Origin of the sequence: Aeribacillus composti (assembly GCF_007827555.1) — a bacterium.
Classification (GTDB): Bacteria; Bacillota; Bacilli; order Bacillales; family Aeribacillaceae; genus Aeribacillus; species Aeribacillus composti.
This window is the reverse complement of sequence record NZ_VISS01000013.1, coordinates 39,881-64,653: the sequence shown is the minus strand read 5'-3', so window position 1 is coordinate 64,653 and position 24,773 is coordinate 39,881. Positions and strand designations below refer to the sequence as shown.

The window sequence follows — 24,773 nt, the reverse complement described above, 5'->3', positions numbered from 1 at the left end:
TTAGCTCCTTCTATACGCCGCCGAATCTGCGGATTCTCTGCTGATATTCGCGGATTGCCTCCAAAAAATGGTGTTCATTAAAATCCGGCCAGAGCACATCCGTAAACCAAAATTCAGTATAAGCCAGCTGCCAGAGCATAAAGTTGCTTAGCCGAATTTCTCCGCTTGTCCGAATTAACAGGTCAGGATCTTTGAGCTTTTTCGTCATTAAATAGTTGGAAAACAATTGTTCATCTATGTCATCTATATGTAGTTTTCCATCTTCGCGGTCTCTTAATATTTTTTTTACTGCTTCAACAATTTCTGTTCTGCTGCCATAGTTCAACGCAAAATTTAAAATCAGCCCGGTGTTTTGCTTCGTTTCATTCACAGCTTTCTTCACAGCATTTACCGTATAATCGGGGAGCATAGATTGATCGCCGATAACCCGAACTTGCACGTTTTCCTGTATTAATTCCGGCAAAAAAGTCGATAAAAATTCGACCGGAAGGCGCATTAAATAATTAACCTCATCTTTTGGCCTTTTCCAATTTTCTGTTGAAAACGCATATAAGGTCAAAACTTTGATGCCGATATCGCTCGCTAATTTCGTAATTTTTTTAACTACTTTCATTCCTTCCCGATGGCCGGCCATCCTAGGCAGCGATCTTTTTTTCGCCCATCTTCCGTTTCCGTCCATGATGATGGCCACATGTTCCGGTATTTCATTTACTAAAATGTTTTCTTTCGCCACCAAGTTTTTGGAACCTTTGCTGCTCTTTTTTTTATAAGGAAAATTAAACATAAGAATCCTCCACCGAGAATAATATGACATTAAAAAATGTAGCAAATCCTCTTGAACAAAAAAACCCCCTGTGAGAAAAGAGGGTTTTTAGCACATTTCTATTGTACATTCATTTTGTTTAAACTTCCATGATTTCTTTTTCTTTTTCTTTTGTTGCGGAATCAATTTTTTTAATGTATTCGTCCGTCAGTTTTTGTACATCATCTTGAAAACCGCGCAGTTCATCTTCTGTAATGTCGCCCGCTTTTTCTAATTTTTTTAATTCATCATTTGCATCTCTGCGAATGTTTCGCACAGCGACTTTTGCATCCTCTGAATATTTGCGAACTACTTTTGTCAGTTCTTTTCTTCGCTCTTCCGTCAATGGAGGAATGGCAATGCGGATGACGGATCCGTCCGATGTCGGCGTTAATCCAAGATCAGATTTTAAAATCGCTTTTTCAACCTCACCGATTGTCGATTTGTCATAAGGCTGAACAACAAGCAAACGTGCTTCTGGCGTGGAAATCGATGCCAATTGATTTACAGGAGTTGGAACTCCGTAATAGTCGACCTGAATTTTATCAAGCAAAGACGCGTTTGCCCGGCCTGCACGAACACCTGCTAATTCACGTTTGAAAGCTGATAAAGCTTTTTCCATTTTTTCTTTCGCTTGTGAAAGAACTTGTTTAGACATGTTTATTTCCCCCTTACAATTGTTCCAATATTTTCTCCTAAAACAGCACGTTTAATGTTGCCTTCTTCCATAATCGAGAAAACAATTAAAGGAATATTATTGTCCATGCATAATGAAGAAGCTGTTGAATCCATGACAGCCAACCCGTCTTTTAATAAATCTAAATAAGATAACTCATCATATTTTACCGCTGAGGCATCCTTTTTTGGATCTGCGCTATATACACCATCTACATTATTTTTCGCCATTAAAATGACATCTGCTTCGATTTCAGCGGCTCTTAACGCAGCCGTTGTGTCTGTTGAGAAATAAGGATTTCCTGTTCCTGCTGCGAAAATGACTACCCTTTTCTTCTCCAAATGGCGAATGGCTTTTCTTCTTATGTACGGTTCTGCGACTTGTCGCATTTCAATTGAAGTTTGCACTCGGGTAGGAATGCCGAGTCCTTCCAAACTATCTTGTAAAGCTAAAGAATTCATAACAGTCGCCAGCATTCCCATATAGTCTGCTGTTGCCCGATCCATCCCCATCTCGCTGCCGATTTTGCCTCTCCAAATGTTTCCGCCGCCAACAACTACTGCGACTTCTACACCCATTTCAGCAATTTCCTTTACTTGTCTGGCAATTGACTGTATGACGGAAGGATTAATTCCAAAGCCTTGAGCTCCAGCAAGCGCCTCTCCACTTAATTTCAGCACGATACGATGATATTTTGGCGTACTCATATTAACCTCCAAGCTATTTCTTGACGCTATATATAGAAAAGTTGAAACAAAGGGTTTTCAAAAAGAGGGAACACTCGCTTGTGTTCCCTTCTTAACATTTTCATGACTTTTATTTCTTAATTTGATTCATAACTTCTTCAGCAAAATTTTCTTGACGCTTTTCAATTCCTTCTCCAACTTCATAGCGAACAAACGCTTTTACGTTTGCGTTTTGTGCTTTGACGAAATCGCGTACTTTTTGATCAGGATTTTTTACAAAATTTTGCTCTAAAAGGCAAATTTCCTCAAAAAATTTGCCGAGGCGGCCTTCAACCATTTTTTCTACAATGTTTGCAGGTTTTCCTTCTTGAAGAGCTTGTTTTTTAAGAACTTCGCGTTCGTGCTCCACTTCAGCCTGAGGAACATCTTCACGAGAAATATAACGCGGATTAACCGCTGCAATATGCATTGCTACATCTTTTGCAGCAGATTCATCATTTGTGCCTTCAAGCACCGTTAATACTGCAATGCGTCCGCCCATGTGCAAGTAAGCGCCGAAGACATCTTGATCATTTTTCTCGACAACTTCAAAACGGCGTAATGTAATGTTTTCGCCAATTTTAGCAATAGCAGCATGGATGTATTCTTCCACTGTTGAACCGTTTTCCATTTTGGAAGCCAATGCGTCTTTTAAATCAGCTGGTTTGCTTGCCAGCAAGTGTTTAGCCAAATCTTCAATTAATTGTTTAAAAGAATCATTTTTGGCAACGAAGTCTGTTTCGGAATTCACTTCCAAAATAACAGCTGTATTGCCGTCAGTTTTGATTAATGTCAAGCCTTCTGCAGCGATTCGGTCAGCTTTTTTCGCAGCTTTCGCTATGCCTTTTTCACGAAGATAATCTATTGCTTTGTCCATATCACCATTTGTTTCAGTCAATGCCTTTTTGCAGTCCATCATGCCTGCACCGGTTTTTTCCCGAAGCTCTTTTACCATTTGAGCAGTAATTGCCATAAAAGTTCCTCCTTCAATTCGTATGCTTAAAAAAGGTGATAAAAGGCTAAAATCCCCTCTTATCACCTTTTGTCATTTAGGCAGTTGTAGTTTCTTCGCCTTGTTTGCCTTCTAAAACAGCATCTGCTATTTTGGAAGTTAACAATTTGACGGCGCGGATTGCATCATCATTTGCAGGGATTACATAATCGATCTCATCCGGATCGCAGTTTGTGTCAACGATGCCGATAATCGGAATATTTAATTTGCGAGCTTCCGATACAGCGATGCGCTCTTTGCGAGGATCGATAATATAAACAGCATCAGGCAGCTGTTTCATTTCCTTAATGCCGCCTAAAAATTTCTCAAGGCGTTCCAATTCTTTTTTCAAACGAACTACTTCTTTTTTCGGCAATACATCAAATGTGCCGTCTTCTTGCATTTTTTCAATTTCTTTTAAACGAGCAATTCGTTTTTGAATTGTAGCAAAGTTCGTTAATGTTCCTCCCAGCCAGCGCTGATTGACGTAAAACATTCCTGCGCGTTCTGCTTCTTCTTTAACAGATTCCTGCGCCTGCTTCTTCGTACCAACGAATAAAATGTTGCCTCCATTTGCAGCTAACTCTCTTGCAAATTGATACGCTTCCTCAACTTTTTTTACTGTTTTTTGAAGGTCAATGATGTAAATTCCGTTCCGTTCAGTGAAAATATAGCGTTTCATTTTCGGATTCCAACGGCGTGTTTGATGACCGAAATGAACACCAGCTTCTAATAATTGTTTCATTGAAATAACTGACATTTTCATTCCTCCTAATGGTTTTTCATCCTCCGCCCGCTTCATTTTTAAGCATGACTGCACAAAACAGCACCGATGCTTAAATCAACAGACGTGTGTATTAGCACCAAAAACAAATATAACATATGGAAGTTTGGCAATCAAGAAAGAATTCAATCGTTTTGTTGAAATTTCATGACGAGTTCAATTTCTGTTTTGCCGACATGTAATGTTTGTGCGATTTCGTCTATAGTATATCCTTTCTCTAATAATTGGAATACTTGTTTATGCAAATTTTTTCTTTTATCTTTAGGCTCTTCTATAAGCTCTGCATCCTTGTCGATAGGCTCTGCATCCGCGCTCGCATCTTTCTGGATTGTGCTCACTTCCACCTTGTCTTCCAGCTGCGCAACTAATTTTTCGAGATCAAAAGAACCGGGCTTGGCGCTGTTTTGCTCGAGCTGTTCAAGAAATTGTTTGTTTTCTTCTTTTAATTCCAATAAAAACATCGCGAGCGAATCTTCTGCTTCTTTTAATAATTGTTCCTGCTTTTCTTCTATTTTTTTTACATTTTGATAGCGTGTATAAAGGAGAATGATAAAGTAAAACGAAACGATGTGCAAAACAAAGCTCAGTAAAAGAAATACCGCCATGTTTCAACCTCATTTAATTGTATTCTTTTTAAGATAAAAGCTTAACGAGCGTTCCTTTTAATTTATATAATGCTTTCGAATGAATTTGCGAAATTCTCGAAGTGGACAAATTCAGCACGTTTCCTATCTCTGTTAATGTCAGCTCTTCTTTATAAAACAAGCTTAATACGAGCTGCTCCTTATCGTTTAATTGTGAGATCAATTTTGTTAAATGCTCAAATAATTCCTCTTTTAACAGATGCTCTTCCGGAGTTAATGTTTTATCATCCTTAAGGACAATGTTCATCTGTTCCCCTTCTTCTTGGTCATGCAATTGTTCATCAATTGACAAGACATTGGCAAAAAAGTTTTCATTGACGACATGAACGACTTCTTCGGGTGTCATACCCAACTCTTCTGCAACTTCATTAGGCGTCACATTGCGATGATATTTTTGCTCCAACCGCTCAATGGCTGCTTCCACTTTTTTTGCTTTTTCCCGAAAACTTCTTGGAAGCCAATCTTCTTTCCTTAGTCCGTCAAGAATGGCTCCGCGTATGCGGAAGGATGCATACGTATCGAATTTTAAATCTCGTGTAGGGTCAAATTTTTCCAGTGCATCATATAATCCCATCAATCCAAAACTTATTAAATCATCTTTATCGACATTTTTTGGAAGACCCACTGAAATACGACTGACATGATAGCGGACAAGCGGCATATATTTTTTGACGAGCATGTTGCCCGCATCTTGATCACGGTGACGAAACCACTTGTCCCAGTACACCCTTTCATCATTCAGTGTCATCGATTGGACCATTGCCTTTTTCCTCCTTCTAAAATGTCAATCTCCGGCTATATTTGCTTCACTCCAAGATTGACGGTGCGAATCGTCAAAATGAATGAATTCGTATCAAATTCAATGGTTCTTCCATTTTTACCGCCAACATCTTCGCTAACGATAGGGATATTACTGCTCAACAAATGCTGTTTGACCGCTTCAACATTTCTCGGACCTATTCGCATGATTTTGGAAGATGGCCGATGCGGAAACATTTCAGCTCCTCCAGCTATTTTCGCTTTAAAAAACATGATGTTTCCTCCATAGTTTTTTAAAAGACGAATTAATTCTGTTACAGCCGTATCCGCATATTTTGCACAATTTAAAGGCTCCTTGTTTGAAAGCGAAGAATCAGGCAGCATTATATGAGCAAGTCCTGCCAATTTATTTACATCATCATAGATGACGAGTCCGACGCAAGATCCTAATCCAGTTGTTCGAATTTTCCACGGAGCTTTCACAACATTCATTTCCGAAATACCGACTTTTACAACATTTTCAAAATGCCCCATTTCACTAAACCTCTAATATGTCAAAAATTTTTTTATATGACTGTGAGTCGGGCAGAAAGAAAATATGCCCTCTTATTAATTCGGAATCTTGATGCCCTTCTTCTTTTATAACAGCATCGATGACAAGTGCTTCATCACTTTCAAGCGAAAGCTCGATCAGAGCATGACTGATAATCGCGCCGAACATATCACATTGGATGGCAGGAACGGACGGATTAACCATCAAATTGGTCATGTTCGATAAAACAGATAAATAGGATCCAATCAGGATGTTGCCGAGCTCCTGCAAAACAGAGCATTCCATTTCTTTCATAGTTGAAGCATCCTGAAGAACATAATCATTCATTAATGCTTTTGCATATTTTTTAGCCTGCGGGATCGGCAAAATGAAAAACATCGATCCAGTTATATCCTCTTGAATGCGGATGTATACAGCCGTAACCTCTGTTTCCGCACCGCCTGCTAAATCCATCACATCGTTAAAAGAGGCGACATAAACGTTCGGAACTTTCATTTCAATTTTTTTATTAAGAAGTTGGGACAGACTCGTTGCGGCATTTCCCGCTCCGATATTGGCAATTTCCTTTAATATATCGATCCTTTTGTTTGATAAATCAAACAACTTGCTCATGCTCTATTACCCTCTGATTTTCTTTGCTCAGCACTTTTTCAAGGTCAAGGAGCATAATCAGCCGTTTATCCAATTTTGTAATTCCTTTTATAAACTCGGTTTCTACTTGTTCGATGACGCTTGGAGCAGGTTCAATACTGTCTTCAGATATATCGACGACATCATTGGCAGAATCAACAATCAATCCAACTTCCATTTCATTTTGAACAGCTATAATCACTCTCGTCTGATCTGTTATTTCTTTTTCCGGCATATTCAATCTTTTTCTTAAATCTATGATCGGAGTGACAACACCGCGCAAATTGATGACTCCTTTTATATAGTCAGCTGTTTTCGGAACGCGGGTGATATGGTCAACTTTTTCAATCGATTTCACATTTTGTACAAAAACCCCGTATTCTTTGTCTTGCAGCTGAAAAACTATGACCTTCTGTTCATTAAATACACTATTTGCCATTCTCATCTTCCCCTTCCATCAAGCATTACTGGATTAATGCATTACAATCAACGATCAATGCAACTTGACCGTCTCCTAAAATTGTGGCACCTGAGATGGCGAATACATTTGTCAAATATTGTCCTAACGATTTCAAAACAATCTCTTGCTGACCGATGAAGGAATCGACAACTAAACCAGCCATTTTATCTCCTTTTTTGACAACGACGATTGAAACATAATCTTGGTCATCCTCGGCGTCCACTTCAAAAATTTCTTTTAAAAACACTAGAGGTACAATTTTTCCGCGATAATCAATCACCTTGTTTTGATGTGTCTGTAAAATATCTTCTTTTTTAATAACAAGGGATTCAATGATAGACGAAATCGGAATACCGTATTTTTCATTTCCAACTTCAATGAGCATGGCGGAAATAATCGTTAATGTCAGCGGGAGCTGGATCGAGAATAAAGATCCTTTTCCTTCTTCCGACTCGATGGTGATGCTTCCTCCGAGCGATTCGATTGTATTTTTCACTACATCAAGCCCTACACCCCGTCCAGAGACATCTGAAATTTTTTCAGCCGTTGAAAAGCCTGATGCGAAAATGAGTTCATGAATTTGTTTTTCCGTTAATGTTTCGCTTGCCTCTTTTGTAACGATTCCCCGCTCAATAGCTTTTTGCAATACCTTTTTCTGATTGATTCCTGCACCGTCGTCTTCGATTTCGATAAAGACATGATTTCCGCTGTGATATGCGCTGAGCCGCAGCGTTCCTTCTTCTTTTTTGCCATATTTCAGGCGGGTTTCAGGCGTTTCAATCCCATGGTCGATCGCATTTCGGATTAGATGCACAAGCGGATCGCCAATTTCATCAATGACGGTCCGATCCAATTCGGTTTCAGCGCCAGTGACAACTAAATTGATTTTTTTATTTAAATCGCGGGCGAGATTTCTCACCATTCTCGGGAAGCGGTTAAAAACGGTTTCGATTGGAATCATGCGCATATTTAAAATAATGTTTTGCAAATCAGCTGAAACTCTGGACATTTTCTCAACCGTTTCTTTCAGCTCCGAGTGATTTAATTCTTTTGATATTTGCTCTAAACGCCCTTTGTCGATGACTAATTCTTCAAACAAGTTCATTAAAATATCGAGGCGCTCAATGTTGACGCGGATCGTCTTTTGCTGGTTTTTCTTCTGTTTTTGGCTAGTGTCTTTCGAGCTGTCCTTCTGCTGACGGCTTTGCTTGCTGGAAACAGTAGTTTGTTTGCTAGCAGCAGTTTGTTGGCTGGAATTAGATTGTATGCTGGAAACAGACTGCTGTACTCTTTCAGTACTTGGCTTTTCTACATTCACTTTTTCAACTAGTACTTCTTCAACCTCTGAAATTTTCAATAGGCTGTTCCGGATAAAGTCCTTATCTTCCTTCGTAATGTAGGCAACCGAAAAATTGTTGTCAAACTTTTCTTCTTCGAGTAAATCAACAGAAGGCGATGATTTGACCACTTCCCCGTGCTTCTCAAGCAATTCAAAAACCATAAATGCTCTCGCTGCTTTTAAGATGCAGTCTTCTCGAAGCCGAATGTTGATTTCGTATACTTGAAATCCTTGTTCAATTGATTGAAGAATGACCGTCCTGTCATATTCATCAAACTTCAGTTTTTTCACATCCTGCACTTGTTCTCTTGATGTTTCATTTTCAGCTGTCTCATCTTCAATTTGTTCTCCGCTTTCAATCGCTTGCAGTTTTTTCACAATGGCCGAAACATCTTTTTTGCCGTCTCCTCCATCCGCAATCGATAAAACAATTTCCTCCAAATTCTCCAATGCTTCAAAAAGGACATCCATAATTTCAGGCGTTACTTCTAATTTTTGATTGCGAATGGCGTCAAACACATTTTCTATTTTATGTGTTAAATCGGCTAAATCTTCAAACCCCATCGTTGCGCCCATTCCTTTTAATGTATGGGCGGAGCGAAAAATTTCGTTCACAATTCCTAAATCATCCGGATTTTGTTCAAGCTCCAAAAGCTTTTCGTTGCACGACTGCAAATGTTCTTTACTTTCTTCAATAAAAATGTCCAAATATTGATTCATTTCCATGGCAGCACACTCCTTGGATTTAGATCAGCTTTTGAATTAAATACGGAATTTCCATTAAATCTTCCACGTAATCAACCACATTCGCTTGGATGGCGGATTTTGGCATCCCAAATATAATGGAGGTTTTTTCGGACTGTGCGATCCCTGTCGCATCTGTCCTTTCTTTTAATGCTTTCAATCCTTTTGTCCCGTCAGAACCCATTCCCGTTAAAATACAAGCAATCGTTTGATAATATTTTAAATTCGATAAAGATTCAAACAGTACATCTACTGAAGGTCTGTGCCCTCTCTTTTTTTCCGATTGATCCAGTTCAATGAATAAATTCCCTTGTTTTTCTATTACTTTCATATGGCTGCCTCCAGGCGCTATGTATGCTACCCCATTTCTGACGATTTCTTGATGCTCGCCTTCTTTTACTTCGATGTTTGACATTTCATTTAATCGTTCAGCCAACGATTTTGTAAATCCTGGCGGCATATGCTGTACGATGAAAATCGGCGAATTCAGGTTTTTCGGGAAGCATGGAACGATTTTTTGAAGGGTGCTCGGTCCGCCAGTAGAAGTTCCAATGGCAATTAAAGATTTTTTTCGCTGTCGATGGCTCTTTTCTTTCATCATCTCCTTTCGAGGAAATGTGTCGATCTCTTTTTTTAACATCTGAACTTTTTCTTTTGCCCGTTTTGCTGCTAGAACTTTTGCAATTAATTCTTCTTTCACTTTAAATATGTCAAGAGATATGGAGCCGGAAGGTTTCGGGATAAAATCAAACGCTCCGAAAGCTAAAGATTTTATCGTGTTTTCGGCTCCTTCTTTCGTCGAACTTGAAAGCATAATGACTGGCCTTGGAAACTTGTCCATGATAATCTGCAAAGTATCAAGCCCGTTTAAAACCGGCATTTCAATATCTAGCGTCACAACATCAGGATCAAGCTCTGCGATCTTTTCAATTCCTTCTTTTCCATTTTTAGCTGTGCCAATCACATCGATGGAAGGACTCTCTAAAAGCAAATCGGAAATCAACTTTCTCATAAATGCCGAATCATCAATAACCAAAACCTTTACACGACTCAAAAACATCACCTACTTGAAAACAAAGATCTAAGAGAATGAATAAATCCTTTTCTTTTTATTTTACCATTTAAGTACATCTCTGTTATATTTTCTAGTGCTTTCGATATAGGAGCATTCGGAAAACGCAAAATAAACGGAATTTGTTCCATGACTGATTTCTGCACATGATCATCCTCCGGCAAACTGCCGAGCAAATCAATTGTTTTATGTAAAAAACGCTCTGCAGTGGTTCTAATTTTTTCCCATGTTTCTTTCGCTTCAATGTTTTTCTTGAATCGATTGACAACTACTTTCATCACCTTTTCTTGATCGAACTGGTGAATGAGCTTTATCGCACTGTAGGCGTCCATAATCGATGTCGGTTCAGGCGTCGTAATGACGATAATTTCGTCCACTGCAAGCAAAAATTTCAAGCTGTCTTTCGAAATTCCTGCCCCCATATCAAATAAGATGGTGTCGTATTTCTCTATTATTCTTTCAAGCTCGTAAAGAAAAAATTGAAACTCTGCTTCATCGATTGTGACAATATTGGAAAGGCTCATTCCTCCTGACAAATACTGCAAATTTAAAGGACCTTTTTTGATAATTTGTTCAATTCCAATGCGGTTTTTCAGCAAATCGACAATTGATCTTTCTTGATACTGCTGTCCCAGCAAAAGATCGATGTTTGCCATCCCAATATCGCAATCTACCAGCAGCACACGGTCGTTTCGTTTTTTGATCAAGTTTAAAGCGAAATTTAAAACGAAATTCGATTTGCCGACTCCCCCTTTTCCGCTAATCACAGCCACTGTTTTTGCATGACGGTTAGGCGGAGAGTCTTTTATCACCGCATATTTGTTTTGTTGAATAATCTTTCTGAGTTGTTCTGCTTGATCCATATCCTGCTACCCCATTAAATATTGAATAAAAGTTTCATGATCCAGCTTATGAATGTCGTCTGGAACATCTTGACCGTCAGTCATATATCCGGCACCAATCTTTGTTTTGTAGACGATGTTATACATAGCTCCATAAGAGGAGGTTTCGTCATGTTTAGTAAAAATAAATTGATGAATCGGCAAATGAGAAAATTGGTTATAAACTTTTTCCATATCTTCAAATTTTGAAGTTAAAGAAAATACTAAAAATGTTTCCATTTCATCCTGAAAGTCAATGGTTTCGCTTAAATCTTGCACATATTGCTGTTCAAGGAAGTTCCGGCCCGCTGTGTCAATAAAAACGATGTCGCAGTCATTCAGCTTCTTTTTCCCTTCCTGAAAATCAAATGAGTTATAACAAACTTCAAGCGGGGCATTTAAAATTTCGGCATATGTTTTTAATTGATCGATCGCAGCAATTCGATAAGTGTCCGTCGTAAGAAATCCGATTTTTTTCTTGTAATTTATTTTGCAGATTGCGGCAAGCTTTGCCAATGTCGTCGTTTTTCCAACACCGGTTGGTCCTACAACATTCACAAATTTTTTTGAAAAAGTAATGCCGTGAAAAGGAATGTCCGAAATTCTCTTTTTTAACTCTTTCTTCAATTGAAATTCCAGCTGTTCGTTTGTCAGCTTTTTTTGATGAATCAAATACGTTTCCAGTATAGATGCGATCACATCCTGTTTAATCGGCTGCAGCAAACCTAACGAATCAATTTTTTGTTCGATCTCTTTTAGGTCAGGATGAATAACAGTACTGTTTACGGACATGGATTGAACGAGATCCTTCAGTTTTTTTATTTCATTCAGTACAGGAGACATCTCTAATTGTTGGTCCGTTTGATGTTCTATTTTTTCTTTTTGGAACCCGCTGATCATTTCATCTTCTTCGTCAATGCCCGCCACCACTTCAATCATTTTTTTCTTAAACATTCCTAGAAATCCACCAGTATAGACGACTTTCGAATTGAGGATGACAGCATTTTGACCGAGTTGGCTGCGAATCGTCTTCATCGCCTCTTGCATAGTATGGGCTTTGAATTTTTTAATCTTCATTAAATATTCACCACTCCGACACTTTGTACTTCAATGTTTGATTCAAGTTCGTTGTATGACAATACGGGTACATCAGGCAAATATCGCTCGATCAGCTGCCGTGCATACATTCTAACAGAAGGCGAGCAGAGCAAGATTGGCGTTTGCTCTTCCATTGCCAGCTGTTCCACATTTTTTGCAATGGCTTCGACAATCCTTTGTGATACATGCGGCTCCAATGACAAAAAGGTTCCTCGTTCCGTTTGCTGCACGCCATCGGCAATGGCTTTTTCTACTTGAGCGGAGAGAGTAATGACTTTCAATGTCTCCCCTTCTTTTGCATACTGGCTTGTAATTTGTTTTGCCAGCGACTGTCTTACATATTCAGCTAAAATTTCCGGATCTGTTGTAAATTTGGCATAGTCAGCTAATGTTTCAAAAATAACCGGCAAATTTCGAATAGAAATTTTTTCTTTAAGCAGTTTCGCCAAAACTTTTTGAATATCTCCTATAGAAAGTGGATTCGGCGTAACTTCTTCCACTAATATCGGGTATGTTTCTTTTAAATGATCGACAAGCTGTTTTGTTTCGTGTCGTCCAAGCAATTCATGAGCATGCCTCCGGATCGTTTCCGTAATGTGAGTAGAAACAACGCTAGGAGGATCGACGACCGTATATCCTGCCAATTCAGCTTGTTCTTTTAAATGTTCGCTGATCCATTTTGCAGGAAGTCCAAACGAAGGCTCAATTGTGTCAATCCCTTCAATCGAATCATTATCCATTCCTGGCGCCATCGCCAAATAATGATCGAGCATAATTTCACCTTTCGCCGCTTCGTTTCCTTTAATTTTTAATCTGTATTCATTCGGCTTTAATTGGATATTATCCCGTATTCGGACGACAGGAATGACAAGGCCCAATTCTACGGCAAGCTGCCTTCTGATCATTACGATCCGATCCAACAGGTCTCCCCCTTGTCCGCTATCAGCAAGAGGAATTAAACCATATCCGAATTCAAATTCAATTGGATCCATCGATAACAGATTCATCACTTGCTCCGGACTTTTCGCTTCGTTCATTTCCACTTCTTCTTCAACAATCTCTTCGTCTTTTTCAATTTGTTTCTTCGTACGATTCATCGCAAATGCTAAGAAAGCAAACATGAGAGCGATCGGAGTTGTTACGATCGGACCAATCGGAGTAACAATACCTAAAATAAAGATGATTCCTGCGGTAACATACAGCAGCTTTGGAAATGCTAAAAGCTGGTTCGTAATGTCTTGTCCTAAATTTCCGTCAGAAGCAGCTCTCGTGACAACAATCCCTGTTGCCGTTGAGATTAATAAAGCTGGAATTTGGCTGACTAATCCATCTCCAACTGTAAGAAGCGTGAATTTTGAAACAGCTTCTTGAAAAGAAAGCCCCTGCTGGATCATGCCGATGATAATTCCGAAAATAATATTGATCAGCACAATTATGACACCAGCAATCGCATCTCCTTTTACAAATTTGCTTGCTCCGTCCATTGCGCCATAAAAATCTGCTTCTCTTGCAATCGTTTCTCTCCGTTTTTTTGCCTCGTCTTCCGAGATGATTCCCGCATTCAAGTCTGCATCAATACTCATCTGCTTACCGGGCATGGCATCAAGCGTAAAGCGGGCTGCCACTTCTGCTACCCGTTCAGATCCTTTTGTAATGACAACAAATTGAATAATAACTAAAATGATAAATACGACAAAACCAACAAGGATATTTCCACCGACAACAAAAGTTCCAAACGTTTCCACGACTGTTCCCGCTTCTCCATTAGCTAAAATCGAACGCGTTGTGGAAACGTTTAAGCCGAGTCGATATAACGTTAACAAAAGCAAAAGAGAAGGAAAGATTGAAAATTGTAAAGGCTTTTCAATGTTCATGGATGTAAGGAGGACGAGCAAGGCAAGAGATATATTAATGATAATCAATATGCTCAGCAGCCATGAAGGCAGCGGGATGATAAGCATGGCAACAATTAAAATGACAGCTACTATAACCGATAAATCTCTTGCTGACATGATACTTCCTCCTAGCAAAATTGTTACACTTTTTGTTTTTGACGATAAACATAAGCTAAAATTTCAGCCACAGCCTTAAAAAATTGTTCAGGAATCATCTCGCCAATTTCCACTTGGTCATACAAGGAACGAGCGAGCTGCCTGTTTTCGACTGTTATGATTTCATGGGCTTTGGCAATTTGCTTGATCTTTTGCGCGACAAAATCTGTTCCTTTTGCAACTACGACAGGTGCATCGTGTTCCTTTTCATCATACTTTAAGGCAACTGCATAATGAGTAGGGTTCGTAATGACGACATCAGCTTTCGGAATTTCCTGCATCATCCTTCTCATCGCCATTTCCCTTTGTTTCTGTTTAATTCTCGATCTAATTAACGGGTCGCCTTCCATTTTTTTGTACTCATCTTTTACTTCCTGCTTAGACATGCGAATGTTTTTTTCGAAATCCCATCTTTGATACAAGTAATCTAGCAATGCGATGAACAAAAGCGCACCTGAAGCATATAGTCCTATCTGCACCGCCAGCTTTGAAATTGAAGCAAAAGCTCGTTCAAGCGGCATTTGCGGAAGTCGCAAAATCTCCTGCCAATTGAAATAAATATACGCAAAGGTTACCCCGCCGATAAAGAAAACTTTTAAGATCGATTTCAAAAGCTCGACAATTGCCCGAATGGAATATATGCGTTTAAATCCTTCAATCGGATTCAGTTTATTTAATTTCATTTTCAACGGTTCAGTTGTAAAAAGAAATCCAACTTGAATATAATTACTGAAAACTCCAGCAACGAAGGCTGCTATCATGAATGGAGCGGTAATTTGAGCGCCTTCCAATACATATTTATTAAAGATTGAATGCACATTTTCTTCTGTGATATCCGTCAACAAATAATCTTCAAAAGTAGAATGGAACATGTTTAAAATATTATCAATCACCGTTTTCCCGAAAAACAGCAATGACAGAAAAACTAAAAACATGGTGATGGCTGTGTTCAAATCGGGACTCTTGGCAACCTGCCCTTTTTTCCTGACATCCTGCCGCTTTCTCGGAGTCGCTTTTTCCGTTTTTTCTCCGGCAAAATATTGCAAATCTAACGGTAAATAATTCATGCGCCATCACCTAATAAATTCATTAAGGTTCTCATCACATCGAACATGTATTGGAAAAGCCCCTGAATCAGCATAAATATAATGCCTAAAACGAGCACCATCATCAGAAAGCTGACGCCAATTTTAATGGCAAACCCAATGACAAATACATTCATTTGCGGAACTGTCCGGGCAACAATCCCTAGAGCAAGGTCAACTAAAAAGAGCGAAGCGACTATCGGAAGCGCCATTTGAAATGCTACGAGAAACATTTTGCTGAACGCCTTCAAAACTTGTTCGGCAACAGCTCCATCAGAAATCGGAATAAAATATTGATCCGGAGGGATTACTTGAAAACTGTATACAATCCCGTTAATCAGCATATGGTGCCCGTTTAGGCTCAGCATGAGCAATAGGGCAAAAGAATAAAGAAATTGTCCAATTAACGGCGTTTGAACTCCTGTCTGCGGATCAATAATATTCGCGATGATAAACCCCATTTGAAAATCGATTAAGCTTCCTGCAATGTGGACAGCTGACATGATGATATATGCGATCAGACCAATGAATAGTCCGATTAAAACTTCTTTTATTATCAGCGGGTAGAAATTCGCATCTAAGTCAACCTTTCCCTCATCGATCGTCATGACGATGATAAGGGAAAGGAAAAAAGACATGCCAATTTTAAACCGCATCGGAATATTCCGATATGAAAATAATGGAAGTGTTGCAATAAAAGCTGTTATTCTTGTAAACACAAGCAAAAAAAGCGGATAATACTCCAGCATCATCATTCAACTCATCCAACAAATTGATTGAGATTGCTGAAAATATTATGTGTATACGACAAAATGACAGATAGCATCCATGGGCCAAAAATAATCAATCCGACCAAAACAGCCACAATTTTTGGTATGAACGCCAATGTCTGTTCCTGTATTTGTGTCGTTGCTTGAAAGATGCTGACAATTAAGCCGACAACAAGCGATATTAAAAGAAGTGGCCCACTGATCATTAAAGTTGTATAAACCGCTTTTTCTGCTATGGAAAGGATCATTTCGGTACTCATTGGCTCACCTACTTATTTTAAAAACTTTGCAGCAATGATTTGACAACTAAGTACCAGCCGTCCACGAGCACAAACAGCAATATTTTAAAAGGCAATGATATCATGACAGGAGGAAGCATCATCATTCCCATTGACATGAGGACACTTGATACAACCATGTCAATGATTAAAAAAGGAATAAAGATCATAAAACCTATTTGAAACGCTGTTTTTAATTCGCTGATGGCAAATGCAGGCACTAAAGCCACGAGCGGAATATCGTCAATCGTCTCAGGATTTTCAATATTGGCGTAATTCAAAAACAAAGCTAAATCTTTTTGTCTCGTATGTTTGCTCATAAATTCCTTTATCGGCTTTTCCGCCTGTTCATACGCTTCCTCAATGGTTATTTCATTGTTGAACAAAGGATTCAAAGCTTTTTCATGTATTTCTTGAAAAGTCGGTCCCATTATAAAAAAGGTTAAAAAAAGTGCAAGGCCGATGAGCACTTGGTTGGGCGGCATTTGCTGGGTAGCAAGCGAAGTTCGCACAAACGATAACACGATGACGATGCGCGTAAAGCAAGTCATTAAAATCAATATCCCTGGTGCAATTGACAAAACGGTGAGCAGAAGCAAAAGCTTCACAGTCGTCGCAACATTTTCCGGATCATTTTGATTAAAATAGCTAAAGAACTCACTCATTTTTTTGATCCTTTCTGCCGAAGACGCTGCATCTGTTCACGTCTTTCTTTTAATAGTGATTCCAGCTCTTTTTTGAAGGAAGTCTTCTCGCTACCCTTTTGTTTATGATTATTTAGAATGAAGCGCATCATATTTTGTTCAAAAGCATTGTTGCCGGGCTCTTTCTGCATGTCGATAATTTTCTTATATTCCTCTTCATCATTAATTTCTTGTAATAGTTCAATCGTATCCCCGACGCCAACGATTAGAATGCGATTCCCCACCTTCACCAGCTGGATGGACTTGTTTTGTCCTAAGGAAATGCCGCCGAGATTTTGTAAGTATTTAGTTTCTTGCGGAAGCTTCATTTTTTTGTTTAAAAATTTTAATAAAAAGATTAAGAGACCTAAAACAAGAATAAGTGTAAAAATCATTTTCAAAACATCGAATACTGATAAGGAGGTGCTGTTGCCACCATCTTCAACCAATTCGTTCGTCGCTTTCTCTTCTTTTTTTTCATCCTGTTGATCGGATGTCTGCTGTTTTAAATATTCCTCTACGGTGGGATTTTTCGCGGCTGCATGCACGAAATCGGCGTTTATTGGAACATAAAAAAACAACAGCCATAAACAGCACAAATATGTAATACGTCGTTTCAATGCAAATGCTCCTTATCCCAATGTCTTTTGAATAGCTTCCAGTACACGATCGGCCTGAAAAGGTTTCACAATAAAATCTTTGGCACCAGCTTGAATAGCATCGATTACCATTGCCTGCTGTCCCATCGCTGAACACATGACAACTTTTGCATTTGGATTAATTTTGCGTATTTCCCTTAAAGCAGTGATGCCATCCATTTCAGGCATTGTAATATCCATCGTGACTAAATCAGGCTGCAATTCTTTAAATTTTTCGACTGCCTGCGCACCATCTGCAGCCTCTCCTACTACTTCATATCCATTTTTTGTCAATATATCTTTGATCATCATTCTCATAAATGCTGCATCATCAACGACTAAAATCCTTTTTGACATTTTGCTCCTCACTCCTATCAACTATTTTAGATTCATTATCCGATCTGCTTGACTCATGATATCCGTTACGCGAACACCGAAATTTTCGTCGATGACAACTACTTCACCTTTTGCTACCTTTTTGCTGTTTATGAATATGTCGACTGGCTCCCCGGCCAGCTTATCAAGCTCGATAATGGATCCTTTAGACAATTCCAAAATTTGTTTGATGGATCTTTTTGTTCTTCCAAGCTCAACCGTTACATTTAAAGGAATGTCGAGCAGCAGCTCCAAATTGTGCGTGTCTACAGATTGATTCGTTTGTTCATCAAATGTCGCAAATTCAACAGGTTTAACTTCAACAGGCTGAGCTTTTTCCTTCTCGCTTTTTTCTATATGCAGCTGTTGATTTTCTCGCGCTTCTTCAGGTTCTGTTTGCACGTTATTTGATGCCTCTTTACTCGCTTTATTCATTAATTCAACAACGAGCTGTTTAGCAAAATCAAGGGGTAAGAGCTGCATAATATTCGAATCAATTAAATTGCCGACAGTTAATCGGAAGGATACCTTCACAAGCAGTTCATCATCAGGAATAGCATCGGTTCCTTCCCCTTCTTTAACATTCAATAATTCGAGGCGAGGCGGTGAAATATCTATTTTTTTATTTAAAACGGTTGACATTGATGTGGAAGCAGATCCCATCATTTGATTCATCGCTTCCTGGACAGCACTTAATTGAATTTCCCCCAATTCGTCCGGGTTGGAACCATCCCCGCCAATCATTAAATCAGCAATGACAGCAGCATCGCTTTGTTTAATTACAAGCAGATTGCTGCCGGACAGCCCTTCTGTAAAAACTACTTCTATTGCTACGTATGGATGTGGAAACTCCTTTGCCAGTTCTTGCTTATTAATAATTGACACGCTCGGAGTAGTGATTTCTACTTTTTGATTAAGCAAGGATGATAAAGCGGTAGCAGAACTGCCAAAAGAAATATTTCCTATCTCCCCAATCGTATCTTTTTCAATATCATTCAATAGATTGTCAGTTTCAGTTGATTCTTGATTTCCCCCTTTTAATAGAGAATCGATTTCCTCTTGTGACAACATGTTATCAGTCATCAGCTTCGTCACCTCTCTCTATGTGGCCTAATATTTGAACGGCCAGCTTCTTGTTCTTTTTGCCAGGCTGTCCAAAAAATTTAGGGACGTCACCTACTTTAATCACCAACGGGTCGCTGGTCGATTGATCAAGACGGATCATATCCCCCACTCGCATTTCAAGAAACTCTTGAACTGTCACAACGGACGTCCCTAATTCCGCAACCACCGGAACTTCTGCAAGCTTTATCCGGTTTTTGATTACTTCCGTTTCCACAGAGTTTTGGGCTTTCCTTTCTGATTGCATCCAATAATGGACGGAAAGCTTTGGAATAATTGGTTCCAACACAACATGGGGAATACAAAGGTTTATCATTCCGCTCGCTTCTCCCACTTGTGTATTAAGGGAAATAACAACAACTGTGTCATTTGGAGATACCATTTGCAAAAATTGCGGATTTACCTCAAATTCCTGCATGCAAGGCTCAATGTCCAAAATGGTACTCCAAGCTTCACGGTAGTGCTCCAAAGTTTTTTCGAAAATGGATGCAATAATTTTCATTTCAATTTCTGTTAATTGTTCAATCTTATTCATGGAAGCCCCGAAACCGCCCATTAACCGATCCATCATTGCGTACGCAATATTTGGGTTCACTTCCATAATAATTCTTCCATCAAGTGTCCCAAGTTCAAAAACATTTAAAACCGTCATTTTCGGAATGGAACGGACAAACTCTTCATAGGGCAGCTGGTCTACAGACGTGACGGTTATTTGGACATATGTCCGCAATTGCGCAGCAAAATACGTCGTTAAAAGCCTTGCGAAATTTTCATGCACTCGAGTAATGCTGCGAATTTGATCTTTTGAAAAACGAAGAGCACGTTTAAAATCGTAAACTTTTATTTTCTTTGCTTCTTCTTCTTTCTTTAATTCATCAACATTCATTTCACCGGTCGTTAATGCAGATAATAGCGCATCAATTTCACTTTGCGATAAAATTTCATTTGACATAATGAGAACATCACCTCCTTATCCCTTTTTTGTCTATTGAAGGATAAAGGAAGTCGTGTACACTTGTTTCACTTCTCCTTCTTGTAAAAGCGCATCGACCTTCTTTTTAATCGTATCTTTAAAGCGGTCCATTCCAGCTTGCCCTTCCAAATCTTTTGCTTCCATATTTGCCAGTTCGGTTATAATAATATCTTTTATTTGAAATTCTCTCTTTTCTAATTCTTCTCTCGCTTTTTTGTCAGATGCTTCAATTTTGAAAGAAAGTCTTACAATATTTTTACTTTTTAAGTTTGTCGTAATTTCAGGAACATCAAATGACGATTCCACCACCTCGTCGATGGAGCGGTTTTTCGCTTCTACCGGATCCTTCGTAAAAAATTCCATGACGACAAACGTAGTCAGTGCAGCAATTCCAACGGTTGAAATGACGATTAATAATGCAGTTATAAATTTTTTACTCATTTTCTTGTCCCCCGAAATAGAAAGCTTTCCCAAAACCAAATTGTTTATAAAGCTCATTGATTTTTGTTACTACTTCCGTCTGTGAATCTTTTACTATATATTTTTTGCCGGATATTAACGTAATAGTCGTATCAGGAAACGATTCAATCCGTTCGATTAACAACACATTCAGATAAAAAGCTTCGCCATTCAGTTTTGTTAATTTGATCACGTTTCAAGCTCCCCCGTTCTTCCTATTAACGTTTTAAGCCAAGGAGCTCCTGCAAAATTTCGTCAGAAGTTGTGATGATTTTCGTATTTGATTGAAAACCTCTTTGTGCCACAATCATTTCCGTAAATTCTTCCGCCAAGTCCACATTGGACATTTCTAGTGAACTATTAATCAATGAGCCTGCTCCATCCTCTCCTGGAACGGAAAGTTCGTTAAGCTGCAGCCCATTGCCATTTTTGTCGATAGAACCAGAGTTAGGCGTTTCTCTAAAAAGATTGCTTCCGATTTTTTCTAATCCTTCTGGATTTGGAAAGTTCGCAAGCCGGATTTGTCCAGCGACTTTTAACTGACCGTTTCGATCAATAAACGTAACCTTTCCATCAGGCCCGATGCTAAAGCTTTTAGCCGAAAGCGGAATTTGGATGAGACCGGCTTCTCCGCTCAACGAATCCGTCCATTGCGCCTCTTTTAAACTTTCGGCAATATCTTCGTATTTAATGACTGCTTGCCCAACATTGTTAAGGGCAACTTTATAATTCTCAATTGTCCCGATCAACTTCGTCATTAAATCAAGCGTATTCGTGTCAGCACTTGAGCCTAACGGGATAGCTGTTGACGGATTTTGCGGGTAATCCCCAGCTGTAATCGGCAGAATCGGATTCGTGATTGTTGTAATGACGTCAGTATATGGCGGTGTATTGTTAAAATTATTAATAGAATTATTTAATTGTCCGATTGCAGTTTCAAACTGGTCTCGAATATTCCCAAACCCTGACGTTGGGTTTGTAATGGCTGCATTAAACTCTGTCCATATATCAATTAAAGCATTATATGCATTTTGCATAGAGGTGTATAAAGGTGATGGGTTTTGTTGTCCATCTTTTTCCCATAATTCCACCGCATCATTATATGCTTCATAAGCTTCCATCAATGCATTCGCTCTTTTTGAAATGTCTCTCAACGATTCATACATATTTTTATAAGGTGTATTGAAAGACGTGATTTGCTGAAGCGCTGCATTTGCTTTTTGAATTCCTTGATCTGTCGGAGGAATTTTTTCACCTGTTTCGCCAATTAAGTAAAGCCCTTCGCCAGTTACTAAATATCCGTTTGCATCCAAATAAAAGTTTCCAGCGCGGGTGTATGCTAAATCAATAGCTCTATCAATGGCGCCCAAAATTTTATTGTCTCCAAATTGTCCTGCATAATCAATGTTGACTCTCGTTAAATCGGTAATCACTCCGACAGGAAAAAAACCGTCTCCGCTGATCGCTACATCAAGAAGTCTTCCCGTTGATTGAGTTGGTCCAGATGTATGAACAGTGTCGATTGTTCCGATTGCCGCACCCAAACCTACCTGTGCTGGATTTATACCTCCTCGTCCATTTACAGCGGCGCTAGCGCCTGAAATTTGCTGGTTGACTAATTCTTTAAAAGTGACACGTCCTTTTTTGAAGCCGTACGTGTTGACATTCGCGATATTGTTGCCAATGACATCCAATTTTAATTGGAAATTTTTCATTCCGCTAATACCTGAATACATGGAACGCAACATATGAACCTCTCCCTTTCTTTAAAATTTTAATATTATTATCCTTCCTGATCAGATGAATCGTTTTCTCCAGCTTCGGATACTTTCGTAATACTTGAGCTTTCCACTTCATCGCCGTTGGCAAGCGCAATGATGACTGTATCTCCATTCATCCGCACGCTTTTGACAATGCTCTGCTTTTGCTCACCTTCTTTTGAGTATTCTACCGATTTGCCGATGAGCTGCGAATATTTGATGAGTGCATCCGATTTTAAAAAGGCTTCAAGCGATTTATTCATGTTTGTTATTTGTTCCAATGTTGAGAAATTCGCCATTTGAGCAATAAACTCTTTATCTTCCATTGGATTTAGCGGATCCTGATATTGCAATTGGGTAATCAATAACTTCAAAAAATCATCTTTTCCAAGAGTTGACTTAGCTTCCCTTGCTTTGTTTTCTGTATAGGTCGATAACAAATAGCTGTCGATGGAAATTCCGCTCATAAGAACCTCCTATATAATGGCATTTACATACTCTTTTAATTTTTCCATAAAAGTTTGGTCGTTCTGCTGTTCATTTTGATGCTTTTCTTGATCTTCCCCGTTATGTTGCTGCGAATTGCCACGTCCTCTTTTTTCTTGAAAGAAATAATGCTCTTCGTCAAAAATATCAAAGCGGTCAATTTGCAATGTTACATTCGGCAGTGAATGCTTTAACTGCTGAATACTATGCTCTAACAATTCTTTCGCTGATTGAGTCGATGTCTTAATTTTGGCGCTCATTTGGTCGCCATCTTTTATTAATTGAATGGTAATGGTCCCTAAATGCTCCGGAGTGAGCCGTATCGTCAATTTTTGTGCGCCATTGGGAAGCTGGCCAAATCGACTTGTTTTTATTACGTCATTTAACTTTTGAAAAAATTCCTCTTGGACGTCTATACTCAGTTCAGAATCAATTTGCGAAGCCGGATTTTCTGAGCCAAATTTGTTTATGTATGATGTAAGAGTCAACTCAAACGTATCCTTCGTTTGGCCCGTTAGGAAATTTCCAACACTTTTTTGTTCAGCACGGCTCTCTTGTTGAACAAACTCCATTAGAGGATGCGTTCTTGCCAATATTTCCTCACGCTGCACAAATGGTTTCTTATTCGTGTCCATTTGTTGTATAAAATGAAGCGGCTCTGATGTTTCTAGATCATTAGGCAATATGTCAGCTATGGTAGTACTGTGATTCTCATATCGTCCAATCCGAACAGCTGTTAAAATATTTTGAAGCATCGTGCTGCCTAGATCTCCATACTTTCTAGTAATGGTTTCAAAAACTTCGAGCATTCGAATAAACTCGTTCGGCTCATTTCGTTGCAAATAAGCTAAAATAGCAGTGATTTGCTGAAAAAGTACAGTTTTTTCCGGACTTTGCTCCGTATGATCAACATTCAGTTCCATATTGCTCGCAAATGTCAATTCCAACTTTTCAGAAGAAGGTTGGCTGACAGAAGATAAACTGCTGTCTTCTCTCTCCTGTTTGTCTTGAGCGTCTGTTTCCTGATCGTGCAAAATGTCAAGAGAGAGCCAATTTTTGATCGCATCTTGCAACTCTTCTAAGATAGTTGTTTCGATTTCTAATTTTTGCGGTTCATTTCCTTTCACCTGATCGGCTGGCTTCATGTTCACAAGCTGATCAAAAAACGTTTGAAAAGTTGACTCTTCCTTTTTTTCTTCTCCGTTTGTTGATTGTATGTTTCGCGTGTTCAATTGGAAAAACTGCAATTTAATGGCATCCATTTGTTCACCTCCTGTAATATGATCAGAATGTTCATGTAAGTTATTTATTGAGCAGCTGCCTCTTCAGTTGCTGATGGTGCAGATTCGGCTGCTGGTTGTTCAGATTGAGCTGCTGATTGCTCGGATAACAGCTTCGTATATTTGGCAGCGTCTTGGGGAGTCATTTTTTCTAAAATTCTAGCAAGCACGGCTTTTTTTAAAGATGATAGTATGCTGACTGCTTCATCATCAGAAAGCTCTGTAATGATGGCAGCTGCTTTTTTACTTGACATTTCCCCATATACTTTCGCAATATCAACGGCTTGTTGATTTTTTTGCGGATTGGTTTGAGCTGCGTTTTCCAATGAGTTGATTTGCTGTGTCAGCTCTTGTATTTCTTCATCCTTGCTTTTCAGCTGTTCTTGCAGCTGATTGATTGTGCTTTCCTGCTCTTCAATCTTTTGCTTGAGCTCTTCTTGCTCTTTTTCCAGCTGCTCGTTCAGCCTTTCAAGATTTTCTTGCTTCTGACTTCCTTGCGCTAAGTCCGAAATAATCGGAATATTTTGGGCCGGCAGAATGCCGAGAAAAAACATGACGATTACGGCGACAAGCCCAAGACTAAAAAGTGATAAAAATATGGTCAAGAAAGTTTTTAAACCGCCTCGTTTCTTTTCTTTTTTCGCCATCATTTCCA

The 24,773-nt window shown here is 39.0% G+C and carries 29 protein-coding genes; all 29 read right to left on the bottom strand.

The window, feature by feature from the left end:
* Positions 1-10: 10 nt before the first annotated feature.
* Positions 11-784, bottom strand: coding sequence for an isoprenyl transferase (locus FB379_RS08560; RefSeq protein WP_063386694.1), 774 nt, complete (start codon positions 782-784; stop codon positions 11-13).
* Positions 785-902: 118 nt separating this feature from the next.
* Positions 903-1,460, bottom strand: coding sequence for a ribosome recycling factor (gene frr, locus FB379_RS08555; RefSeq protein ID WP_063386693.1), 558 nt, complete (start codon positions 1,458-1,460; stop codon positions 903-905).
* Between the two features lie 2 nt (positions 1,461-1,462).
* Positions 1,463-2,185, bottom strand: coding sequence for a UMP kinase (gene pyrH, locus FB379_RS08550; RefSeq protein WP_063386692.1), 723 nt, complete (start codon positions 2,183-2,185; stop codon positions 1,463-1,465).
* 109 nt (positions 2,186-2,294) lie between these two features.
* Entirely contained in the window at positions 2,295-3,176 is an 882-nt protein-coding gene (gene tsf / locus FB379_RS08545) for a translation elongation factor Ts (RefSeq protein ID WP_063386691.1), read from the bottom strand.
* Between the two features lie 76 nt (positions 3,177-3,252).
* Complete coding sequence (gene rpsB / locus FB379_RS08540) at positions 3,253-3,954, bottom strand: 30S ribosomal protein S2 (RefSeq protein WP_063386690.1); 702 nt, start codon at positions 3,952-3,954, stop codon at positions 3,253-3,255.
* A 149-nt stretch (positions 3,955-4,103) separates the two neighbouring features.
* Positions 4,104-4,583 (bottom strand): DUF6115 domain-containing protein, encoded by a 480-nt coding sequence (locus tag FB379_RS08535; RefSeq protein ID WP_144597749.1) that lies wholly within the window; start codon positions 4,581-4,583, stop codon positions 4,104-4,106.
* A gap of 28 nt (positions 4,584-4,611) precedes the next feature.
* On the bottom strand, positions 4,612-5,382 hold the full coding sequence (locus FB379_RS08530) for a FliA/WhiG family RNA polymerase sigma factor (RefSeq protein ID WP_063386688.1): 771 nt from the start codon (positions 5,380-5,382) through the stop codon (positions 4,612-4,614).
* A gap of 35 nt (positions 5,383-5,417) precedes the next feature.
* On the bottom strand, positions 5,418-5,915 hold the full coding sequence (locus FB379_RS08525) for a chemotaxis protein CheD (protein WP_063386687.1): 498 nt from the start codon (positions 5,913-5,915) through the stop codon (positions 5,418-5,420).
* Between the two features lie 4 nt (positions 5,916-5,919).
* Entirely contained in the window at positions 5,920-6,546 is a 627-nt protein-coding gene (locus FB379_RS08520; protein ID WP_066246481.1) for a chemotaxis protein CheC, read from the bottom strand.
* Positions 6,530-7,003 carry a chemotaxis protein CheW gene (locus FB379_RS08515; RefSeq protein WP_063386685.1) on the bottom strand — a complete coding sequence of 158 codons (474 nt, stop codon included), beginning with the start codon at positions 7,001-7,003 and terminating at the stop codon, positions 6,530-6,532. Before FB379_RS08515 ends, FB379_RS08520 begins: the two co-directional genes overlap by 17 nt.
* A gap of 25 nt (positions 7,004-7,028) precedes the next feature.
* Positions 7,029-9,089, bottom strand: a complete 2,061-nt coding sequence (locus tag FB379_RS08510) for a chemotaxis protein CheA (protein ID WP_144597748.1) — start codon at positions 9,087-9,089, stop codon at positions 7,029-7,031.
* Between the two features lie 19 nt (positions 9,090-9,108).
* The gene (locus tag FB379_RS08505) at positions 9,109-10,161 is read right to left on the bottom strand and encodes a protein-glutamate methylesterase/protein-glutamine glutaminase (RefSeq protein WP_063386683.1); all 1,053 of its coding nucleotides are present in this window, start codon (positions 10,159-10,161) and stop codon (positions 9,109-9,111) included.
* A 5-nt stretch (positions 10,162-10,166) separates the two neighbouring features.
* Positions 10,167-11,042: a MinD/ParA family protein gene (locus FB379_RS08500; protein WP_066246485.1), complete on the bottom strand. Its 876-nt coding sequence runs from the start codon at positions 11,040-11,042 to the stop codon at positions 10,167-10,169.
* Between the two features lie 6 nt (positions 11,043-11,048).
* Positions 11,049-12,137, bottom strand: coding sequence for a flagellar biosynthesis GTPase FlhF (gene flhF, locus FB379_RS08495; protein ID WP_144597747.1), 1,089 nt, complete (start codon positions 12,135-12,137; stop codon positions 11,049-11,051).
* Entirely contained in the window at positions 12,137-14,170 is a 2,034-nt protein-coding gene (gene flhA, locus FB379_RS08490; RefSeq protein WP_066246489.1) for a flagellar biosynthesis protein FlhA, read from the bottom strand. Before flhA ends, flhF begins: the two co-directional genes overlap by 1 nt.
* A gap of 23 nt (positions 14,171-14,193) precedes the next feature.
* Positions 14,194-15,276 (bottom strand): flagellar biosynthesis protein FlhB, encoded by a 1,083-nt coding sequence (gene flhB / locus FB379_RS08485; RefSeq protein ID WP_063386679.1) that lies wholly within the window; start codon positions 15,274-15,276, stop codon positions 14,194-14,196.
* Complete coding sequence (gene fliR / locus FB379_RS08480) at positions 15,273-16,049, bottom strand: flagellar biosynthetic protein FliR (RefSeq protein WP_066246491.1); 777 nt, start codon at positions 16,047-16,049, stop codon at positions 15,273-15,275. Before fliR ends, flhB begins: the two co-directional genes overlap by 4 nt.
* 5 nt (positions 16,050-16,054) lie before the next feature.
* Complete coding sequence (gene fliQ / locus FB379_RS08475; protein ID WP_063386677.1) at positions 16,055-16,324, bottom strand: flagellar biosynthesis protein FliQ; 270 nt, start codon at positions 16,322-16,324, stop codon at positions 16,055-16,057.
* Positions 16,325-16,341: 17 nt separating this feature from the next.
* Positions 16,342-17,007, bottom strand: a complete 666-nt coding sequence (fliP, locus tag FB379_RS08470) for a flagellar type III secretion system pore protein FliP (RefSeq protein ID WP_063386676.1) — start codon at positions 17,005-17,007, stop codon at positions 16,342-16,344.
* A complete protein-coding gene (locus FB379_RS08465) occupies positions 17,004-17,645 on the bottom strand; it encodes a flagellar biosynthetic protein FliO (protein WP_144597746.1) in 642 nt (213 codons plus the stop codon). The genes fliP and FB379_RS08465 overlap by 4 nt, the downstream gene beginning before the upstream one ends.
* Before the next feature lie 12 nt (positions 17,646-17,657).
* Complete coding sequence (locus tag FB379_RS08460) at positions 17,658-18,020, bottom strand: response regulator (protein WP_144597745.1); 363 nt, start codon at positions 18,018-18,020, stop codon at positions 17,658-17,660.
* A 21-nt stretch (positions 18,021-18,041) separates the two neighbouring features.
* Positions 18,042-19,121, bottom strand: coding sequence for a flagellar motor switch phosphatase FliY (gene fliY, locus FB379_RS08455; RefSeq protein ID WP_063386673.1), 1,080 nt, complete (start codon positions 19,119-19,121; stop codon positions 18,042-18,044).
* Positions 19,114-20,112: a flagellar motor switch protein FliM gene (gene fliM, locus FB379_RS08450; RefSeq protein ID WP_063386672.1), complete on the bottom strand. Its 999-nt coding sequence runs from the start codon at positions 20,110-20,112 to the stop codon at positions 19,114-19,116. The genes fliY and fliM overlap by 8 nt, the downstream gene beginning before the upstream one ends.
* Positions 20,113-20,145: 33 nt before the next feature.
* A complete protein-coding gene (gene fliL / locus FB379_RS08445; protein WP_066246495.1) occupies positions 20,146-20,574 on the bottom strand; it encodes a flagellar basal body-associated protein FliL in 429 nt (142 codons plus the stop codon).
* Entirely contained in the window at positions 20,567-20,785 is a 219-nt protein-coding gene (locus FB379_RS08440) for a flagellar FlbD family protein (protein WP_063386670.1), read from the bottom strand. Before FB379_RS08440 ends, fliL begins: the two co-directional genes overlap by 8 nt.
* Before the next feature lie 25 nt (positions 20,786-20,810).
* Positions 20,811-22,340 carry a flagellar hook protein FlgE gene (locus FB379_RS08435; RefSeq protein WP_144597744.1) on the bottom strand — a complete coding sequence of 510 codons (1,530 nt, stop codon included), beginning with the start codon at positions 22,338-22,340 and terminating at the stop codon, positions 20,811-20,813.
* 35 nt (positions 22,341-22,375) lie between these two features.
* On the bottom strand, positions 22,376-22,819 hold the full coding sequence (flgD, locus tag FB379_RS08430) for a flagellar hook assembly protein FlgD (RefSeq protein ID WP_063386668.1): 444 nt from the start codon (positions 22,817-22,819) through the stop codon (positions 22,376-22,378).
* A gap of 9 nt (positions 22,820-22,828) precedes the next feature.
* Positions 22,829-24,100: a flagellar hook-length control protein FliK gene (locus tag FB379_RS08425; protein ID WP_144597743.1), complete on the bottom strand. Its 1,272-nt coding sequence runs from the start codon at positions 24,098-24,100 to the stop codon at positions 22,829-22,831.
* A gap of 44 nt (positions 24,101-24,144) precedes the next feature.
* A complete protein-coding gene (locus tag FB379_RS08420) occupies positions 24,145-24,765 on the bottom strand; it encodes a MotE family protein (protein ID WP_158640177.1) in 621 nt (206 codons plus the stop codon).
* Positions 24,766-24,773 lie beyond the last annotated feature (8 nt).

Bases quoted from the DNA above. Each gene is read 5' to 3' on its own strand.
- FB379_RS08530 (WP_063386688.1), bottom strand. From the start codon at position 5,382: ATGGTCCAATCGATGACACTGAATGATGAAAGGGTGTACTGGGACAAG.
- FB379_RS08535 (WP_144597749.1), bottom strand. From the start codon at position 4,583: ATGGCGGTATTTCTTTTACTGAGCTTTGTTTTGCACATCGTTTCGTTT.
- flgD (WP_063386668.1), bottom strand. From the start codon at position 22,819: ATGAGCGGAATTTCCATCGACAGCTATTTGTTATCGACCTATACAGAA.
- FB379_RS08560 (WP_063386694.1), bottom strand. From the start codon at position 784: ATGTTTAATTTTCCTTATAAAAAAAAGAGCAGCAAAGGTTCCAAAAAC.
- fliR (WP_066246491.1), bottom strand. From the start codon at position 16,049: ATGATGATGCTGGAGTATTATCCGCTTTTTTTGCTTGTGTTTACAAGA.
- FB379_RS08425 (WP_144597743.1), bottom strand. From the start codon at position 24,100: ATGGATGCCATTAAATTGCAGTTTTTCCAATTGAACACGCGAAACATA.
- flhF (WP_144597747.1), bottom strand. From the start codon at position 12,137: ATGAAGATTAAAAAATTCAAAGCCCATACTATGCAAGAGGCGATGAAG.
- fliY (WP_063386673.1), bottom strand. From the start codon at position 19,121: ATGACTGATAACATGTTGTCACAAGAGGAAATCGATTCTCTATTAAAA.
- FB379_RS08520 (WP_066246481.1), bottom strand. From the start codon at position 6,546: ATGAGCAAGTTGTTTGATTTATCAAACAAAAGGATCGATATATTAAAG.
- FB379_RS08525 (WP_063386687.1), bottom strand. From the start codon at position 5,915: ATGGGGCATTTTGAAAATGTTGTAAAAGTCGGTATTTCGGAAATGAAT.
- FB379_RS08510 (WP_144597748.1), bottom strand. From the start codon at position 9,089: ATGGAAATGAATCAATATTTGGACATTTTTATTGAAGAAAGTAAAGAA.
- FB379_RS08420 (WP_158640177.1), bottom strand. From the start codon at position 24,765: ATGGCGAAAAAAGAAAAGAAACGAGGCGGTTTAAAAACTTTCTTGACC.
- FB379_RS08460 (WP_144597745.1), bottom strand. From the start codon at position 18,020: ATGTCAAAAAGGATTTTAGTCGTTGATGATGCAGCATTTATGAGAATG.
- rpsB (WP_063386690.1), bottom strand. From the start codon at position 3,954: ATGTCAGTTATTTCAATGAAACAATTATTAGAAGCTGGTGTTCATTTC.
- FB379_RS08500 (WP_066246485.1), bottom strand. From the start codon at position 11,042: ATGGATCAAGCAGAACAACTCAGAAAGATTATTCAACAAAACAAATAT.
- fliL (WP_066246495.1), bottom strand. From the start codon at position 20,574: ATGAGTAAAAAATTTATAACTGCATTATTAATCGTCATTTCAACCGTT.
- flhA (WP_066246489.1), bottom strand. From the start codon at position 14,170: ATGTCAGCAAGAGATTTATCGGTTATAGTAGCTGTCATTTTAATTGTT.
- frr (WP_063386693.1), bottom strand. From the start codon at position 1,460: ATGTCTAAACAAGTTCTTTCACAAGCGAAAGAAAAAATGGAAAAAGCT.
- tsf (WP_063386691.1), bottom strand. From the start codon at position 3,176: ATGGCAATTACTGCTCAAATGGTAAAAGAGCTTCGGGAAAAAACCGGT.
- FB379_RS08435 (WP_144597744.1), bottom strand. From the start codon at position 22,340: ATGTTGCGTTCCATGTATTCAGGTATTAGCGGAATGAAAAATTTCCAA.
- fliP (WP_063386676.1), bottom strand. From the start codon at position 17,007: ATGAGTGAGTTCTTTAGCTATTTTAATCAAAATGATCCGGAAAATGTT.
- fliQ (WP_063386677.1), bottom strand. From the start codon at position 16,324: ATGAGTACCGAAATGATCCTTTCCATAGCAGAAAAAGCGGTTTATACA.
- fliM (WP_063386672.1), bottom strand. From the start codon at position 20,112: ATGTCAAATGAAATTTTATCGCAAAGTGAAATTGATGCGCTATTATCT.
- flhB (WP_063386679.1), bottom strand. From the start codon at position 15,276: ATGAATTATTTACCGTTAGATTTGCAATATTTTGCCGGAGAAAAAACG.
- pyrH (WP_063386692.1), bottom strand. From the start codon at position 2,185: ATGAGTACGCCAAAATATCATCGTATCGTGCTGAAATTAAGTGGAGAG.
- FB379_RS08515 (WP_063386685.1), bottom strand. From the start codon at position 7,003: ATGGCAAATAGTGTATTTAATGAACAGAAGGTCATAGTTTTTCAGCTG.